Here is a 16,050-nt window from a genome sequence, read left to right on the forward strand (position 1 = left end):
TAACGTATGTCATATGTATCCCGAACCTGTTTCATCAACTCGTCTCTCGTGCAGCAATTCGCCTGACAGCTTTCAACGATTTGGTAGCGCAACCACCGGCGTTCTGTGCTCACATCAGAGCCGCGGTGTTCAATGATCTTAATCTTGACCATCAAATTTAGCAGTCGGTCAAGATCACTTTCCTTTATCGTTGTCACTACTCTCTCTTTCCTCTAAATTCGCAAGCGCTTGCGAATCACCCTGTCGATACCCCTAAAAGTACACAATTAGAAAAGAGTTACGGCAATTCTTTGCATATCTCTTATCCAGATCGTGTTTGTTTGCGAGATCGGTAAATTTCTTCTCTTTTTCATTCCGATCTGTAATGGGTCTGGCATTCTGTACAGACATTTTTTCACCGCTGCGGAATTTGGTTTATCGCAAATACCCCCTCACATTACATGGTGTAACCCGCGCAGCGGAATCCTTTGACAAAGCCCCGGTTGTCTACCGGGGCTTCTTTCTGTCTATTACGATTGCTCTTTCCGCTTGTACGCCGCCAGCTCGCGCTCGACCTGCCTGTCGCCGGTCTCGTTGACCCACCAGGGCCATTTCACCCGGCCGCACGGCTCGTCGACTCCGGCGAACCATTCCCTCAGCTCGTCAAGACTCACCGGGGAGTGCCCGTTGGCATCGCAACCGACGTCGTAGCGCAGAAGGCCCTGCTTGCGGTTGAACTCGTTGTACGCGCCGCCGCCGCTGTGGATGTGTCCGTGGAGGTGCCACGATCCATGGCTCATGCCCTGCCAGTCGGCCATGGGGTAATGGCACAGGACGATCTTCTGCCCGTCGATCTTGAGCACGCAAATCGGCGGTTCCACGGTGAACGCGCCTGCGACCGCCGGCTGGGTCCAGTCCTTGTCGTGGTTTCCCGGGACGAGGTGGATGCGCCTGCAGACGATCCGCTTGCGCAGCCCGTAGGCGTCCTGGGCGGTCATCTTGAATGAGAAATCCCCCAGGATGTAGAGCTCGTCGTCCACGGCAACCCTGCCGTTGATGCTGTCGACGATGGCGTCGTTCATCTGCCAAATCGTCTCCCACGGGCGGTCGGTGAACTTCAGCACGTTCTCATGCCCGAAATGGGTATCGCTAGTAAACCAGATCATATTTCCCTACCTCCCTTTTGCATTATGTATGATTTACAAAATCAATCATACCACGGTACTACCATATAATGCAATCAAACCCAGATCTCATTTCAGCCTGTATAGGCAATACCGGGAAGTACTTACAATCTTCTCGCTTCCCCTAACTTCTTTTTCAAATAGTCGCTGCTCATCCTTTCGAATGATAGCCACATCCCAATATCCGTCATTAAGTGTCTTGAAGCATTTTGCATTCACGACATCGACATAGCGCTTGTAACCATCATGGGTACGCTCACCGGCAATGGCCTTAGCCCAGATCTCAGGGCGCATATCGTAGCTTACCTTTATGCCCTCCCACTCAAAATAATTCATCAAGGTATCGTCACTGGAGAAAATGCGTGCATCCGTACCCTTCAGGGCATCGACAATCGATGCCATCTCTTGATCAAATGCAGACCAACCTGATGCCGTCGTGCCATCCGAAGAACAGGCCGCATTCGAGGCGTTTAAAACCGAGGTTGATAAGAGCACTCCTATAAATAGGACAGGCATCAGCCGTATTACAGCACTCTCTTCCTCGCGTTGGATGTCGTTTTTGCCGATGCCGCATAGATAGGCGCAAACGGCGAACGAAACCGTCCAGGCAATCCAAAAACACCGGATTTTCAGAACGCCCATCACCACCGCCGCGATCCAAAATGCAAGCACGCCGGTGTTCGGAACCTTTCCTTTAATGATTGCGATGGCAATGGGAATGACGATACACACCATCGTACAGACGATGCCATAGGAATCATTCGGACTTGAGATAAATGGACGCATCTCGCTAATGACATTGCCGTAGGACGCGGCTCCCATAGAGAGCACTGTGTAGATCGCCCCGCCGAATCCGTAGGGATTGAAAAGTGAGGCGATGCACATCAAGAGACACGCCCTCAATAGAGGAATTCGATAGGTGTACCAGTCGACCATGTCGGTCTTAAACGTCTTGATATGCAGTTCCCCTATTTCCGGTAAAAGGAAAGACAGGCACGCTGCCAAACATAGGGGCCACATCGCCGCCTGAAGATTCACCTGAAGCAAGGTGACTGCCGGAAGAAGCCAAAGTGCCCGAACGTTACCGTCCTCGTGCCATGCAAAGAGGATATTCAACGTCACGAACAGGCAACCGGCAGACCACAGGGTAGGCCGTATCGAGATGTAGGGAAACATCTGAAAGAAACCGACCGCATACAGCAGCCAAGTGATCCCTTGGTGCCGGCAACCTCTCGTCAGCCTTTCAATTAAAAAATAATAGGCGATGGCCGCTATCGCCAGCGGAACCACCACCGATGTGGCGACGCCGGTATAGCCCGCAAGGGAATACCAGCCATAAAGCCATACATCGTGCAGCCATTGCTGGACAATAATGCCCTGCCCGGGATCCAGCGACCACGGGTTCTCGAAGGGAATCCCGTTGTGCACGATCTCACGTCCCGTTGCCAACAGGAACCAGCCGTCCGTGTCCAACGTCCCGTCTATACGGATATATCCCGTAAACCACGCAACGAAAATCGATACCATTACCGCAGTGATGTACGAAAGCATGCGCAATGGGCGCGTGCTATCCCCGCTGTCTGATTTCTCGGTATGCGCTCGGTTCAACACCATATATCTCTCCACCTCTCGCCAAGCAAAACGGGCTCCTTGAAAGAAGCCCGTCATTTCAACCATTTGCCTACTGGGCGCCCGTACTGCCGAACCCGCCTGTCCCGCGATCGCTTTCAGGAAGTTCATCAACCTGGACAAACGTTGCATGGACGCATGGGATAATGAGCAATTGAGCGATACGATCCCCGGGGTTGATCGTGTAGGGGCGCCTTCCAATGTTCACCAACTTCGCCTTTACGGGACCCCGATAGCACGAATCGATAATTCCAAGAGAGTTCGCAAGCATCAGACCGTGCTTGCAGGCAAGGCTGGAGCGGATCGCCAACGCACCGAAATAGCCATCAGGGATGGCGACCTCGATTCCGGTATTGAAAAAGGTCGATTCGCGCGGCTGGAGAGTCACCGGCTCCGGAATATCGGCGCGTAGATCGGCGCCGGCGTCCGTCGGGTGAACACGGACGGGCAGGAACCCCTCTTTTGCGACAGTCTCGATTTGCATTGAAATACCTTTCCCTAAAACTGATTCCACGTGGATTGATAGTCCCTGCCGGGTGCGTCTTCGCGCTCCCATGGAAGAGCCTCCCCTGCAGATGAGCAGGCGGGTACGGCCTGCTTCTCGGCAGCTTTCTCCTTCTCCAGAAGGTCGGCGATGTAGGCCTTGTCCTGCTCACTGAACCGCTGTGGGCACTCCAATTGGACTGTGCCCTCACTCGCCTTCTTCTCCATACGCGCATAGAAGTCAATGACTTCGCGACTCGCATGGAGTCGGTTCTTCTCCATCTTCGGGAAGATGGTAAGCCCCTCGATGTTGGAGCAACGGGACAGACCAACGTAGAGCTGCCCGGCGGCGAAGGTTTTCGTGTGGACGGTGCAGCGATCGAAGGTAAGACCCTGGGACTTATGGATGGTGATGGCGTAAGCAAGCTTGAGGGGGATCTGCGTGAACTCGCCTACCGTGTCGGAAGTCACCTTGTTTTTCGTTTTGCCCTTCGGGTCGACGAACTCCTCGACAACCGATTTGAGGATCTTCCACGTGTGAGCCTCAATCTTCACCGGCTCGTCAGGATTGGCATCAAAGGCGACCGTCACGCTCGTCTTGGTGCATTTCACGACCGTGCCCTGCGAGCCGTTGACATATTTACCTTCGGGGTCGTTGACGAGCGACATGACGCGGGCACCGGCGCATAGGGTGATCTTATCGTCGGCCGCGCGATCTCCCTTGTTCACCTTTCCCGTCGCGCTGGCCTGATAGGTGTATTTCTTCCCGCTCAGCTCCGACACGCTCTCCGTATTGATATTCGATGCAAGCCTGTTGTTCGAGCATAGGAACAGGGCATCCTTGGGCGCGTACTTGCGATCCGATACGGAATGCTCGTTGAAATACGGGATGCATGACTCGTCGCCGTTACGCGCGAGATTCAGGTTCCCGATGTACTCCGGATCGTCCTGGCGCACGACCTTCTTCAGGATGTGCGGCTCGAAGTCGAACCCATCCCAGTAATCGGATTCAAACGCCCAACCCTCGAAATTGCCGGGGTACAGCTTCATGAGGATCGCACGGTCATCTTCCGTGATGACCGGGGGAAGCTGGAAGAAATCACCGACGAGCACGACCTGCTTTCGACCGGACGAGACCTGCGCATCAGAGATCATGCGCATGACGTAATCGAAAAGGTCGATGCGGCACATCGAGATCTCATCGATGATGATGACCTCCGCGACCGCCAGGACCTTGCGGGGACGAATCTTCTCGGACGGGTTGCATACGCCGGCGCTCACCTGCAGAGTACGGTGGATGGTCGAGCCATTGTGCATGTTGAGCGCCGCGATACCCGTCGGCGCCATCGCCGTGTAGGGAACGCTACGGGCCTCAAGGTCATCGATGAACCGGTTGAGCACATAGCTCTTGCCCGTGCCGGCGTTACCGGAAAGGAAGACGTTACGCCCCTCCTTCAGGGCAATGTAGGCGTCCCGCTGGTCTTCGGTCAGACCCTCCAGCTCAGTCTCATCGATTACCATTTCACTTTCACTTCCCCACTGGCGATCTGCGCATACGTCACGGTGATGCGATGCTGCTTGTTCCTACGTGTCGGCAACGTCGAACAAACCAGGAAATTACTGCTCGCCGACTCAAAGCAGACATCAACCTCAACCTTATCGAGACCTTCAGCCTTCTGGCGGCGCGTCGGAGGAAGAAGGACCTTCCCCTTCTTTCCCGTGTGGGCCATCGCCGCCGCACGGATCCTCTCACGGCCCTTGCTGCCGTAGGTCTCCTGCTCATACTCGAACATCGGTATCACTTTCCCCTTTTGTACGTCGGTCTTTTTGATGTAGTAGGATTATACCAAAATACCATACTGTTTGTACTTAAAAAAGCCCTGCGTCGGCACCGGGACGTCGATAACCAGAACGAAAGCCTCGTTTGTCTGTGTGCCAGAAAAAGCGAAGTTCAAGCTCTGAATGGCGGTTTAGCCTATGAGTTGAAAGAACCCATAGGTCCTCATTTTCGATATTTTATTGCCTGCTTCGCGCTTCTGCGGAAAAGGGAAAATCGTCACCACAGATTACCGTCAATCGTCCCAATGAATCATCGTCAATTGTCCCAACGACGCAGGTAAACCATATGATTTTAAGGGCGCTGCGGAAGCTGGGAAATGGACGGTCAAGACGCAAACCGTGGCTGGCAAGACGAAAAAAGGGGAATCCCTTTTGCGGGATTCCCCTTTCCGAGTCGTTATGCGATTTGCACTACATCTGCTCGCGGCGCTTCTTTTGATCGAGGAAGACGCCGGCTGCCACGAGGACGGTACCGCCGATGACGAACGTCTCGCCGATGAGTCCCGCGCGGTCGCCGGTCTGGGCGAGGCTGCCGGGCTGGGCGGTATCCGTGCCGGCGAGGTGCTTCGGGGTGTATGCCGCCTGCTGCTTTGCGGCCTCCTCTGCCTCCTGTCGTGCGATTTCATCGGAAAGCTTCTGCTCCGCTGCGATGCGGTCGGACTTCGCCGACTCGTAGGCGGCGAGTGCCGCATCATAGTCGGGCTGGAGCCCGTCCACCGCGGCCTGCTTCTCGTCCAGGATTGCCTTGGCGGGCGCGACCTTGGCACGTGCCTCGACTGCTGCGGCGAAAAGCGCGTTGAGGGCGTCATCCGCGTTCGCGTCATGGCCGGAAGCGATCGCCGCGCCGGCGTCGATGGAGTTCAGCTTCGACAGCTTGGCGTCTGCCTGCGCCTTCGCCTGCTCGGCGGCGGAGACCAGGGACTCGGCGGCGATGGCACCCGCCTTCGCGGCATCGAGGGCGGCCTTGGTGTCATTGACGGCCTTTACTGCATCCTGCTCGCGCTGCTGTGCCTCTGCGAGCTTCGCGGCAAGGCCGGTGAGGATGTCGAGGTTCGACTGTGCGTCATCGAGATCGGTCTGGGAGCCGGTGAGCCTGTCGGCGGCAACGCCGGTGTCGGCCTTTGCGGCATCGACGGCACGCTGGGCATCCGCGAGGGCGCGTGCGGTGGCGTCCGCCTTTTGCTCGGCGGCGGCGAGGACGGTCGCCTTCTCGACCTGATCGGCTGCCGCCGCGTCATGGATACTCTTTGCTGTATCGAGCGCCTTCTTGGCGTCGGCGACGTCTTGGAAGAACTTCGCGAGATCGGCGTTCGCATCCAAGACGTCCTGCTGCTTGGATACGGTGTCCGCCTTGGCGGCATCCAACTTAGACTGTACGGTCGTTACGGCTGCGTTGGCGGCATCAAAGGCGACCTGCTTCTGCTGGACGGTCGACTTTGCCGTATCGACTGCCGCGTTGGCGGCATCGAGGTCCGATTTCGCCGCATCAAGCTCGGTCTGGGCATCCGTGACGCCCTGCTGCTTGGCGGCGACATCAGCCTTTGCGGCATCGACGGCACGCTGGGCATCGGTGACGTCCTGCTTCGCGGCATCGACACCTGCCTGTGCGGAATCCGCTGCGACCTGCTTCTGCTGGACGGTTTCAGCGGCGTCGGTGGCGGCCTGCTGCTTTGATGCGAGGTCGGCCTTGGCGGCATCGAGTGCGCTCTTGGCGCTCTTCAGGCCGTTGATGTAGGAGGTCAGATTCTGCTCGTACTCGTCGACGGAGATGGGATTCATGTTCCAGCCTGAACCGGACCAACCGCCGTATTGCAGCGTGAGCGAGAACGTCAAACGGGTGTCATCGTTCAGGCCGCATCCCATGACAGCATAGTCAGGGTTGATGATGTTCATGTAATGGCCAATGCGGAAGTAATCGAACTTATCCTGATTGGCATACCAGAAGTCGTAGGCATCCTTTCCGGAAAGATTCGTCGCACCAAGGGAGGCTGCAGTCTTGTCAAACAGGTCCTTTTCCTGATAGATCCAGGCCTTGCAGGGATCGCGATAGCTCCAGGCAAGGTTTTCACCGACATCGAACTGCTGGGCATGCTCTACATTTTTCGTCGAATAGTTTGCATCGGCGATCGCCGCCGCAATGAGCTTGTGGGTGACCTGAAGCTCGGAGAGACCGACGGACTTGCGGTATGCGTTCACATTCTTCATGACCGTGATGGACAAGAGCATGTTGTCGAGGCTCGTGGCGTCGAGACTGTTTCCGATCTCGGTGTAGTCCTTGTACGTGCAGTTCTGGATGAGCTCGATGGCTGAATCGGCACCCATGGCACGGAAGAAGCCGATGGCTCCCTGCTTGAGTTGCGCGTCGGCGGAATCGAGTTTCGCCTGTGCCTCGTCGACCTTCTGCTGCGCGGCGGTCACGGAGGCGTCTGCGGTATCCTTTGCGGCCTTGGCGTTCGCGAGCTCTACGTCGGCGGCTGCCTTGGCGGACTCGGCGTTCTTGACAGCCTGCTTCGCGGCATCCAGCTTGGCGACGGCGTCGGCATTCGCCTGCTTGGCGGCATCGAGGCCGGCGTTCGCGGCATCGAGAGCGGACTGGGCGGCGTTCACACCGGATTCGGCATCGGCCGCGGCCTGCTGCTTTACGGAGAGGGCCACCTGGGCATCATTCAGCTCGGTCTGTGCCGTTGCCGCAGCGGACTGTACCTGCTCGAGCTCGGACTCGCACTGGGACTGTGTCGCTTGTGCGGCAGCGAGGGCTGCCTCCGCGTCCGCGACCTTCTGTTTTGCCGCATCGTACTCCGGACCGCTGGCGCCTGCCTCCGCTGCGACGAGGTCTGCTTTCGCCTTCTCGTAGACGGCGCTGGCGGCTGCGGCCTTCGCATCCGCCGCGTCCTTGTTCTGCTGGGCTGCGGCGAGGACGGCATCGGCGGAATCCTTTGCAGACTGGGCCGCAACCAGCTTGGACTGGGCATCGGCAAGCGTCGCGTTGGCGTTGTTCAGATCAGCCTGTGCCCTGCTCACGGCATCCTGGGCGTCGCGTACCGCCTGCTCGGCGGCACGGATAGCCTCCGGGGTGGCGCCTACGGCATCTGCCTTGGCTTTATCGAGGGCGTCCTTGGCAGACTGGGCCGCCTTGATGGCGGACTGGTACGCTTCGTCCTTCTCGGATGCATCCGCCTTGGCGTCTGCGAGACCCGCCTTCGCCTGCTCGAGGTCCTTGCCGGCAGCATCGGCGGCGTCCTTGCCCTCCGCGACCTGACGGGCGTACTCGTCCATTGCCGCTCGGTCGGCTGCCGTGCCGGCGCTGACTGCCGAATCGTAGGATGCCTTGGCCTGGTCGCGGGCAGAAGCCGCCTCGTTGTAGGGACCGGCGGCCTCATCGTAGGATGCCTTGGCGGCGTCCTCCTTCGCCTTCGCCTCGTCGACTGCCTTCTGCAGATCCGCGATGGTCTGTGCGACGGATTTCGCGCCGGTACCGGATGCCGCGCCGGCGTGGGCGGCGATCGGCGACATCACGGCGGGGTGCTGCGTGCCCCCGTCACCGGTCTGGGCGTATGCCGTGAACGGTGAGATGAGGCTCGATCCGGTCATGGCGGCCATGGTCGCCGCGGTGACGGTCAGACGCGCGATCCCCTTCGGAGTGTGAATCTTTTTGTTTGGCAGTGCGTGCTTCTTCTCGTACATGAATCTTTCGTCCTTTCTGCGAAACGTGCTGTCAACTATAGCGGATGACAGCCAATTTCGTTTAGTAACGCCCTGTTTTCTTGACGTGTATCAGTATACCACGGTACTAGAGTACTACCTCTGAGAATCTTCTGAAATTTCGTCTGCCCAGTACCAATGATGCCCTTTCGCCTTGCGTCCGGTGGTAATCGCCCGTTTGATCCCACTCCCCGCATATCCGTAGGCAGACATACTCGCCGCGGCAATACTGTCGAAGATCTTCCCGTCATCGCGACGGACCCGCTTCTTACCGCCTCCAAGCCCTGCGTAGATGTCGATATCGCTCACGGCCGTCCCTTCCAATAGCTACATGAATTGCCATGTCCGGTTTCAAAGGCATGTTCCTCTCCGCGCCTGACGCACAAATATTGAATCTGGGTGTCCTCCGGTCTATGACGTTTGTCGCGAACATGGGGGTTCTGTATGCAGTGTGCACACAGGCTGCAGACCTTTTTCTTCCGTGCCTGTTCTTTTTGAAATCCACTGACTGAAGCGCGAAGATCATCATCAGAAAACATAGCTCATCCTTTCATCGGCAAGTCGAGTTCGGATTGTACATAGCAAAACGATTGGAGCGGCCGTTTCAGTTCAGAATTCAAGGTTTGCAGCTCAAGCGAATCCTTGAACGGAACAACTGAATAGATACGGATGGCAACGGCCTTATCGCACCCCTCGTAATATCCAAAGAACCTGTCAGCCGTCAAGCCGCTGTGGGTCTTCGAATACGTCCACACGGCCTCCGGAGATGCCTGTAGTATCAACCAATCGGCGATAATACCTGTCACTTTCTGGACCGGCGCCGTCTCATATAGGAGGATCGGTAAGTCAACCAGCTTTGGAGCCTTCTTGCGGTATTCGAAGCGCTTCCTTTCGGTATATATCAGGTCGGCATAATGCGGCTTGATTGACATCAGGATATATTCTTTCGAAAGCCCATTTAAGCCCATTCGTTCCTCCTTTTTTGCATTTGCTGATACGATGATACCACAATACAACGGTGCTACTTACTAGGAAGGAAAAATGACCCGGCTCCTTATCGGACACCGGGCCATTTTTCCGCCCTAAATATCTTTAGAAAGCCATGCACGTCTTTCCTCTTCACGCTCTTTCATCATTCTCGATGTCTGATATTCAATCTCTTCGATGACGCGTTTTCTTCCCTCATCATCAAGTCGAAGGTACGCACAGATCATGCTCCAATCGGCAGCATCCCTTGTCGTCAGCGGAATCATCAGTTGAACTCCTTTCCTATTCGAACTCGCCGTCTGCAAGCCGCATCCTTTAATGCCATGCTCTAAACCGAACGCCACATGGCTTCCGTAGTTGAGACGAAGCCTGTCAGCATATTCCAGCCGGATTGCAACCTAGAAGTGGTGACGTGACTCAGCAATCGAACTCATTGCCGACTACTTCCGCAGAGCAATGCGGGCAGAAGGAATCGGTCAGAGAAATCGGTTCGCCGCAATTGGAACATACGGGAACGATTTCCCCTTCATCGGTCTCAAGTGTCCTAACAACACAAACCGGGCGGTTTATCAGCTCAAACAACCTACCGATAATCGGTCTATTACCACTAATCTTGATTCCGGGTCCAAACAGTACAGCGGCCAGGAAATCATGAAGATCCGCCTCGCCGATCTCATTCGAGTAGCCATAGACTTCCAGCAAACGGTTTGCCGCGGACCGCCTCGCCCTGTCCGACGTAAGCAGGGTTCTCGGGTCGATGTCATATGTATCGACAGCCCCGTGTCGATCTTTGGAATCAATCTGCATTCCATCCAGCATATTCATCTACAGCTTTCGCCCGCAGAACGGACAGTAAGTAATCGGTTTGGGTTCCTTTCTCCCGATTGCCATATATATCTCGATGAGATGTTCAAAGCAGGGGCCGCTATACTCGCCGGCACGGTCGATGATATAGATCTCATCGGCAGTCGCGCCAGCGTACGATGATGTAGCTTCGAGTTTGCTCCGATCAGCTTCGCGATATTCACAAGCCATCTAGAACTTCCCTTCTGTATCAAATCCTTTGCCAGCAAAACCATATGTGTGGACAGATCTCGTCTTGATCCACCCAGCGCACTTCCCTATTTGATATCCAGATAGGTACACGGAACACTTACGTATACGCCTCGATGGTCCAATACCTTGATATGGCCGTAGGAGGAATCGATGACGTCAGCATGGGTGTAATCGGGAGGTAGGCGAAATAAATCCTCGCAGTCGATATAGGCCACGCACCTCTCATACCCGCCGCTACGGATAATCACGAGTTCGCGCACCTCGGTCTTCTCGCGGCAATACTGGATAACGGTCATTTATCTATCCTTCCGAAAATTTCGCCCGCAAATCGGGCAATAGTTGATAGGAATCCATGCACGGTCGATATCGTTATCGTGAGACATCGTCAAATGCGCCCCATGCGGGTCACTGACATCGAGTGCAAGGTCTATCCCCTCAATTAGATCCATGTCCCCGCAGACATCATCGATATCGTTGAGGAGCTTGGCGCGGTACGGACTGCACCACGGGCAATAGCCGTTCGAAAAGACCCCGCGCGATGTACGGTAGGAGTATGCACTGTGGTTCACCATTCGGAACAGGAGCTCGGAGACGGATGCAATCCGGCTGCTCCCCGAGCCGATCCCCAGGTCGAATTTTTTCTGCAGACGCCCGCGGGCGTCCGGGCATAAGACCGTCGCGCCCTTGGGGAGCTGTCGGGTCTCATAGAGCGTCTGGGCGAGATCAGGCGGGCAGACGAGCCAGTTCGCATCGCCCCGGAACGTCAGGCCGTGTCCGCTCTTGAAGTCATTCATACACGATTTGACCTCGACGAAGACGAATTCACCCCGCTCGATGGATGATGGGAACGGTGAGTTCCGCGCGGGCCTGAAACCGACGAAATCGACGCGATGGACATCGTCCACCCACACCTCAGACGAGACCAGGGAATACTCGCGGCGCAACCGAGCCAAAACGCGCTCGGACAGCTCCTCTGTCGTCTCTTCACGCTGTCCCAATTTATGCCTCCTTATCCGCATGGCGTGTATTCCAAGTCTTGAGGGCGGCGATACAGGCGTTGTATTCGTCCTCGCCCTCGATAATCGATTTGCGTTGGGGACCGTCAATCTCGGCGGTGCAGCCTCGGCATTTGCAGGTGGCAGATGAAAGGTAGAGCGTAGGTACGCCCTCGACATACGAGGTGGTTCCCTGCCTGTAGGGGTAGATAGTCACCTGCCTGCTACCGCAAAATGAACACGGCTCGGCATCATCGACATCCATATAGGCGGTGTTCCGGCATCCGATGAAGGCCGTCCGCTCCAGCCTGTATTTACGCGTCATCCGGACTCCTTTGGCTTCAAAATCATCAACTCTTTCCTTTATTGCAATACCATCATACCACAGTAGGAAGATACTACAGACGAGAAAGCTTGATGGACCTGGATTCTTCAAAACCTAGGTTCAGCTCAGAGGGCATTAAAAAAGTCCTACGGCACGTTTCATGTGCCGTAGGACTCTGGCTTATGATACAGAACCGATCCTGTCAAATGGGAAATAGCGTGCGAATACGATACCGATCACGCTATCCTCCTCCACCGGTCCGAAATAGCGTGAATCTGCCGAATTCTCACGGTTGTCTCCCATTACCCAAATGCATCCGTCGGGGATTGTATAAGGATAGGAATCGGGTGCTAATGACAGATGTGCATCCAGTGGCTTGCTCTCCCCCATCGCATAGGATTCATCCAGGCGCCTGCCATCGACATAAACCTTGCCGTCTTTCAGGTCGACGGTCTGACCGGACGTCGCGATGACACGTTTGACAAGGAGGTCAACTCCGTTCCTCGGCCTCGGATTCTTGAATACGACGATGTCGCCTGGCTTCAAATCACTTCCCGTCTCAAGGGTAATCTTCTGCGCAAGTATGCAGTCACCCACCTCAATCGTCGATTCCATCGATCCCGTCGGCACGACAAACGGTTCGATCACAAACGCCCGCAAGAGGAAGACCGCCGCCACGACAGCGCCGATGAACGTTATGAATTTCAGAATATTTTTCAGGATTGAAGTAATACCGGTCGTCATGCATTTCGCCTTTCTGTTAGGATAGCACCATCATACCACAGTACCGAATCTTGGACTCGGAATGCCATCCCCTCTCCCATTACCACGAACTTCCCCATCAAACTGCAAACAACTCTGGAAAAGACGAATAGTGCCCCGGTTTCCTCGGGCTTCAGGTAAGGGAAACCGCGACCGAGGCGAGTGAGGCGCAGCTCGCCCTTGCTTTCATACCAAGTGAACGTGCTGTCCGTTTTGACATCGTCCTGCCACGTTATGCGGATGTTTTCGCGTTTCGCGACATGCTCATCTGGAAGCTCGCCAAAAATCATCGGGCATGTCTTCTTGCTCAAGAGAACGCCTGACTGGTGTCCGCCGGTCAGGCCGGTATCGTTGGCAGACAAAAACTTGATGTAGGTGTTTGTGCTGCGGCTCGTCGCGTCGATCGCCGCTGCACAGAAGTTCTGATCCGCCATGATTCTCCTATTTCTCGGAGTCGAGCCTCGTCAACTCGGTGACAAGCGCTTTTGCTACCTCGGCCATAAGCGGAACGGCGACAGAATTACCGAACTGCCTATAGGCCTGCGTGTCAGACACCGGGATCTCAAAGTCCTCGGGGAAGCCCTGCAGACGGGCGCATTCGCGGGGCGTAAGGCGCCTCGGATTCTTGCCGTCTTGGGGAATCAGGATCTCAGAACCGTCCTTGTAGTAGCGAGCTGAAAGTGTACGCGAGTGACCTGCCGGGTTTGCCATGCCGTAGCCGAAACCGTTACCCGCCGCCTTGTGCTTGGCGGCATAGGCCTGTAGGTATGCCCACAGGTTGTCGGTCAGCGTGTACTTGTCTGGCACGTCGACATCGAGGATGTCAGCCAGGCACGGCTTGATTGCCGGCTTCGGAAGGTTGAAGTCGAATTCGGCGCGTCCTTCGTAGAAGTCTCGGTTGAAACCGATTAAGACGATACGCTCGCGGTGCTGGGGAACGTAATCCTGCGCATCGAGGACTTGGTAGAACAGGTCGTATCCGATGCCGTCGACGGCATCCTGGATGACTCTGAAGGTGTTTCCCTTATCGTGACTGGTCAGGTTTTTAACGTTCTCGAGGAAGAAGGCTTTCGGGCGTTTCTCGGCTAGGATTCGGCAGACATCGAAAAACAGTGTTCCCTGAGTCTCATCCTCGAAACCGGTGGCGCGGCCAAGGCTGTTCTTCTTGGAAACGCCGGCGATCGAGAACGGCTGGCACGGGAATCCGCCGACGAGAATATCGTGGTCTGGAATATCCTTCGCATCGACCTGCGTGATATCGTCGTCCGGAACCTCATGGAAGTTTGCCTCATAGGTTTTCCGGCTGAACTTGTTCCATTCGTTTGAGTAAACGCATTCTGCGCCCGTTGATTCCAAGGCAAGACGCAAGCCGCCGATGCCGGCAAAAAGATCGATGAAGGTGTAGCTCACTTTTATCTAGATTCCCAATCGAACACGTCGGACATTTAGTCGACTACTTTAAAAAACATGTTCGGCAATTGGTCGGTAGTTGTCGAACAAACAACGACTAAATGATAAAATCGCTGGTAGATGGTGAAAACCGACCAAAAATCGACCATTTCAGGATAACACCGACTAAGGACAAAAATGGGTGCAACGAAACGCGAGGTCGCAGAACAACTCGGCGTGGCCAAGCAGACAATCGTCAATTACATTGCCAAGCTCGAGCTGGCTGACCATGTAAAGCGGGTCGGAAAGACTGACGAGTTTCTTGAGGTCTTCGCGATTCAGTTAAGCCCAATCAGTTGATTTCATCTTCGAAATCCCGGCTTGAAGATATTCTCCAAGCGGAATCTTATCGAGGCTGTTGATCTCAATCTCAGGAGAAAGCCAACCGCTGTCTTCAAGGTCATTACGGGCAATTTGATATGAATCGTAGTCGCCACGTCCGAGATACATCACTGCCTGTGCGTCCTTGATGGCGTCGAACCCCCAAGAGTACAGACGATCCCTAATCGGACGAAAATATGTGAATGGAAGCTCATCCGGGTTTCTATAGACCTGCATCGCCAGGTCTGCAAGATCCTGTAAATCTTTGCGACTAATCGAACATGCGAATTCCTGCATCTGCTTTCCTTTCTTTGCAGTTACCTTCCTACCGTTTAGCCTTTAGAGGCCGCCCCGGTCAGATAGTCGAGGGCATATCCGGGCTGTACGTTATAGCAATAGACATCGAATGAAAGTTCATCATCCTGACTGTCTACTGACTGCGCCTGGATGCGAACGCCGCGAGCCATCAGCTCGTTGTCGCGGAAATCAGGGGCCACCTTGTAGAGAACGCTATTCCCCGTGCGCTCGATGTAGCTCGCGACCTGCGTCTCATAGGGCAACATGCCCTCTACGTTCATATATCTCGTACCGGTGATCAGATTCCGCTCCTCCGCATTCATACCGGAAAGGCACCACGCGATGAGGTGGCATCTGTTATAAAGGTATTTGCCGTCAAGGCTGTCATCGCGCACCGTATGCCAACCGGAAGGTTTCACCATCCCGATACTTCCCCGTCGCTCACCCTCCGCGGGCATCGTGTCCGGCGTTACGACCATCTCGACGGTACCGCACCGTCCAAGACTGTCCAGCTCTGAAAGCACAGTCTCCGAAGGAAGATCGGATATGTCTAGACCTGATCCATCTGAAAGGACAACTGACGCAAGCCCGGTGTAATCCGGAATACTTGATGTCGAAGTGGTTTTTGACTGCGGAGAAGACGTTCCATCCGGCACCTGAATCGGATGATCGTTAAGATTCAGCCCGATTCCATTTATGCAAGTGATTGCCAATACTACGGCAAGGACGACTTTGATGTTTCTGGAAGATATAAGTTGTTTCATACAACTCCCCGTTGCTTAAAATTGCCTAAAGAAACAATGGAGTTGAGATTCTGCCTCGCAAGCTGCAGCCCTACCGATTGATCGGCGCAGAAGCGACGATCTCACGAAGACGGTTGGCAATCCAGCTCTTCTTACCGGTGTATTCCTTGCCGTTGATATGGACGATATTCGAACTACTTTCAAGCTCGCGGGCGATAGAAAGAAGATCCTCGGCATCGATCACGATCTTCTCTCCTACCGCTTTTTTCTTTGGGCTGTCCATTTGAACTTTCTCGTTC

At 55.1% G+C, this 16,050-nt stretch carries 19 protein-coding genes; 1 reads left to right on the forward strand and 18 read right to left on the reverse strand.

What is annotated here, in order from left to right; translation table 11 throughout:
• Positions 1-509 precede the first annotated feature (509 nt).
• The 15 genes from AB5213_RS06390 to dcm form a co-directional block, all read right to left on the reverse strand.
• On the reverse strand, positions 510-1,145 hold the full coding sequence (locus AB5213_RS06390) for a hypothetical protein (RefSeq protein WP_368276496.1): 636 nt from the start codon (positions 1,143-1,145) through the stop codon (positions 510-512).
• Between the two features lie 87 nt (positions 1,146-1,232).
• The gene (locus tag AB5213_RS06395; protein WP_368276497.1) at positions 1,233-2,840 is read right to left on the reverse strand and encodes a hypothetical protein; all 1,608 of its coding nucleotides are present in this window, start codon (positions 2,838-2,840) and stop codon (positions 1,233-1,235) included.
• 4 nt (positions 2,841-2,844) lie between these two features.
• Positions 2,845-3,306, reverse strand: a complete 462-nt coding sequence (dut, locus tag AB5213_RS06400) for a dUTP diphosphatase (protein WP_368276498.1) — start codon at positions 3,304-3,306, stop codon at positions 2,845-2,847.
• The gene (locus tag AB5213_RS06405; protein ID WP_368276500.1) at positions 3,291-4,796 is read right to left on the reverse strand and encodes an ATP-dependent RecD-like DNA helicase; all 1,506 of its coding nucleotides are present in this window, start codon (positions 4,794-4,796) and stop codon (positions 3,291-3,293) included. Before AB5213_RS06405 ends, dut begins: the two co-directional genes overlap by 16 nt.
• Positions 4,790-5,068: a hypothetical protein gene (locus AB5213_RS06410; protein WP_044998673.1), complete on the reverse strand. Its 279-nt coding sequence runs from the start codon at positions 5,066-5,068 to the stop codon at positions 4,790-4,792. The genes AB5213_RS06405 and AB5213_RS06410 overlap by 7 nt, the downstream gene beginning before the upstream one ends.
• A gap of 457 nt (positions 5,069-5,525) precedes the next feature.
• On the reverse strand, positions 5,526-8,798 hold the full coding sequence (locus AB5213_RS06415; RefSeq protein ID WP_368276501.1) for a CAP domain-containing protein: 3,273 nt from the start codon (positions 8,796-8,798) through the stop codon (positions 5,526-5,528).
• 114 nt (positions 8,799-8,912) lie between these two features.
• Positions 8,913-9,125, reverse strand: a complete 213-nt coding sequence (locus AB5213_RS06420) for a hypothetical protein (RefSeq protein ID WP_044998675.1) — start codon at positions 9,123-9,125, stop codon at positions 8,913-8,915.
• Between the two features lie 233 nt (positions 9,126-9,358).
• A complete protein-coding gene (locus tag AB5213_RS06425) occupies positions 9,359-9,784 on the reverse strand; it encodes a hypothetical protein (protein ID WP_368276503.1) in 426 nt (141 codons plus the stop codon).
• Positions 9,785-9,898: 114 nt separating this feature from the next.
• Entirely contained in the window at positions 9,899-10,069 is a 171-nt protein-coding gene (locus tag AB5213_RS06430) for a hypothetical protein (RefSeq protein ID WP_195501615.1), read from the reverse strand.
• 151 nt (positions 10,070-10,220) lie between these two features.
• Positions 10,221-10,628, reverse strand: coding sequence for a zinc-ribbon domain-containing protein (locus AB5213_RS06435; RefSeq protein WP_195501613.1), 408 nt, complete (start codon positions 10,626-10,628; stop codon positions 10,221-10,223).
• Between the two features lie 527 nt (positions 10,629-11,155).
• Positions 11,156-11,857, reverse strand: a complete 702-nt coding sequence (locus tag AB5213_RS06440; protein ID WP_368276504.1) for a hypothetical protein — start codon at positions 11,855-11,857, stop codon at positions 11,156-11,158.
• A gap of 1 nt (position 11,858) precedes the next feature.
• Positions 11,859-12,290 (reverse strand): hypothetical protein, encoded by a 432-nt coding sequence (locus AB5213_RS06445; RefSeq protein ID WP_368276505.1) that lies wholly within the window; start codon positions 12,288-12,290, stop codon positions 11,859-11,861.
• Positions 12,291-12,359: 69 nt separating this feature from the next.
• Positions 12,360-12,923: a signal peptidase I gene (gene lepB / locus AB5213_RS06450; RefSeq protein WP_368276506.1), complete on the reverse strand. Its 564-nt coding sequence runs from the start codon at positions 12,921-12,923 to the stop codon at positions 12,360-12,362.
• Positions 12,920-13,375: an EcoRII N-terminal effector-binding domain-containing protein gene (locus AB5213_RS06455; protein ID WP_368276507.1), complete on the reverse strand. Its 456-nt coding sequence runs from the start codon at positions 13,373-13,375 to the stop codon at positions 12,920-12,922. Before AB5213_RS06455 ends, lepB begins: the two co-directional genes overlap by 4 nt.
• A 7-nt stretch (positions 13,376-13,382) precedes the next feature.
• Positions 13,383-14,351, reverse strand: a complete 969-nt coding sequence (gene dcm / locus AB5213_RS06460) for a DNA (cytosine-5-)-methyltransferase (protein ID WP_368276508.1) — start codon at positions 14,349-14,351, stop codon at positions 13,383-13,385.
• A 177-nt stretch (positions 14,352-14,528) separates the two neighbouring features.
• Here dcm and AB5213_RS06465 point away from each other — a divergent pair, with 177 nt between their 5' ends.
• Positions 14,529-14,690, forward strand: a complete 162-nt coding sequence (locus AB5213_RS06465; protein WP_368276509.1) for a MarR family transcriptional regulator — start codon at positions 14,529-14,531, stop codon at positions 14,688-14,690.
• Here the strand turns inward: AB5213_RS06465 and AB5213_RS06470 are convergent.
• The 3 genes from AB5213_RS06470 to AB5213_RS06480 all read right to left on the reverse strand — a co-directional run bounded on the left by AB5213_RS06470 (position 14,673) and on the right by AB5213_RS06480 (position 16,034).
• Positions 14,673-15,008, reverse strand: coding sequence for a hypothetical protein (locus AB5213_RS06470; RefSeq protein ID WP_346997442.1), 336 nt, complete (start codon positions 15,006-15,008; stop codon positions 14,673-14,675). The two genes, AB5213_RS06465 and AB5213_RS06470, sit on opposite strands and share 18 nt — an antisense overlap.
• A 35-nt stretch (positions 15,009-15,043) precedes the next feature.
• Positions 15,044-15,772 (reverse strand): DNA/RNA non-specific endonuclease, encoded by a 729-nt coding sequence (locus tag AB5213_RS06475; protein ID WP_256171013.1) that lies wholly within the window; start codon positions 15,770-15,772, stop codon positions 15,044-15,046.
• Positions 15,773-15,842: 70 nt separating this feature from the next.
• Positions 15,843-16,034: a hypothetical protein gene (locus AB5213_RS06480; protein WP_173826446.1), complete on the reverse strand. Its 192-nt coding sequence runs from the start codon at positions 16,032-16,034 to the stop codon at positions 15,843-15,845.
• Positions 16,035-16,050 lie beyond the last annotated feature (16 nt).

It is taken from the genome of Coprococcus sp. RTP21204st1_G4_RTP21204_210225 (assembly GCF_040915385.1).
GTDB lineage: Bacteria > Bacillota > Clostridia > Lachnospirales > Lachnospiraceae > Allocoprococcus > Allocoprococcus comes.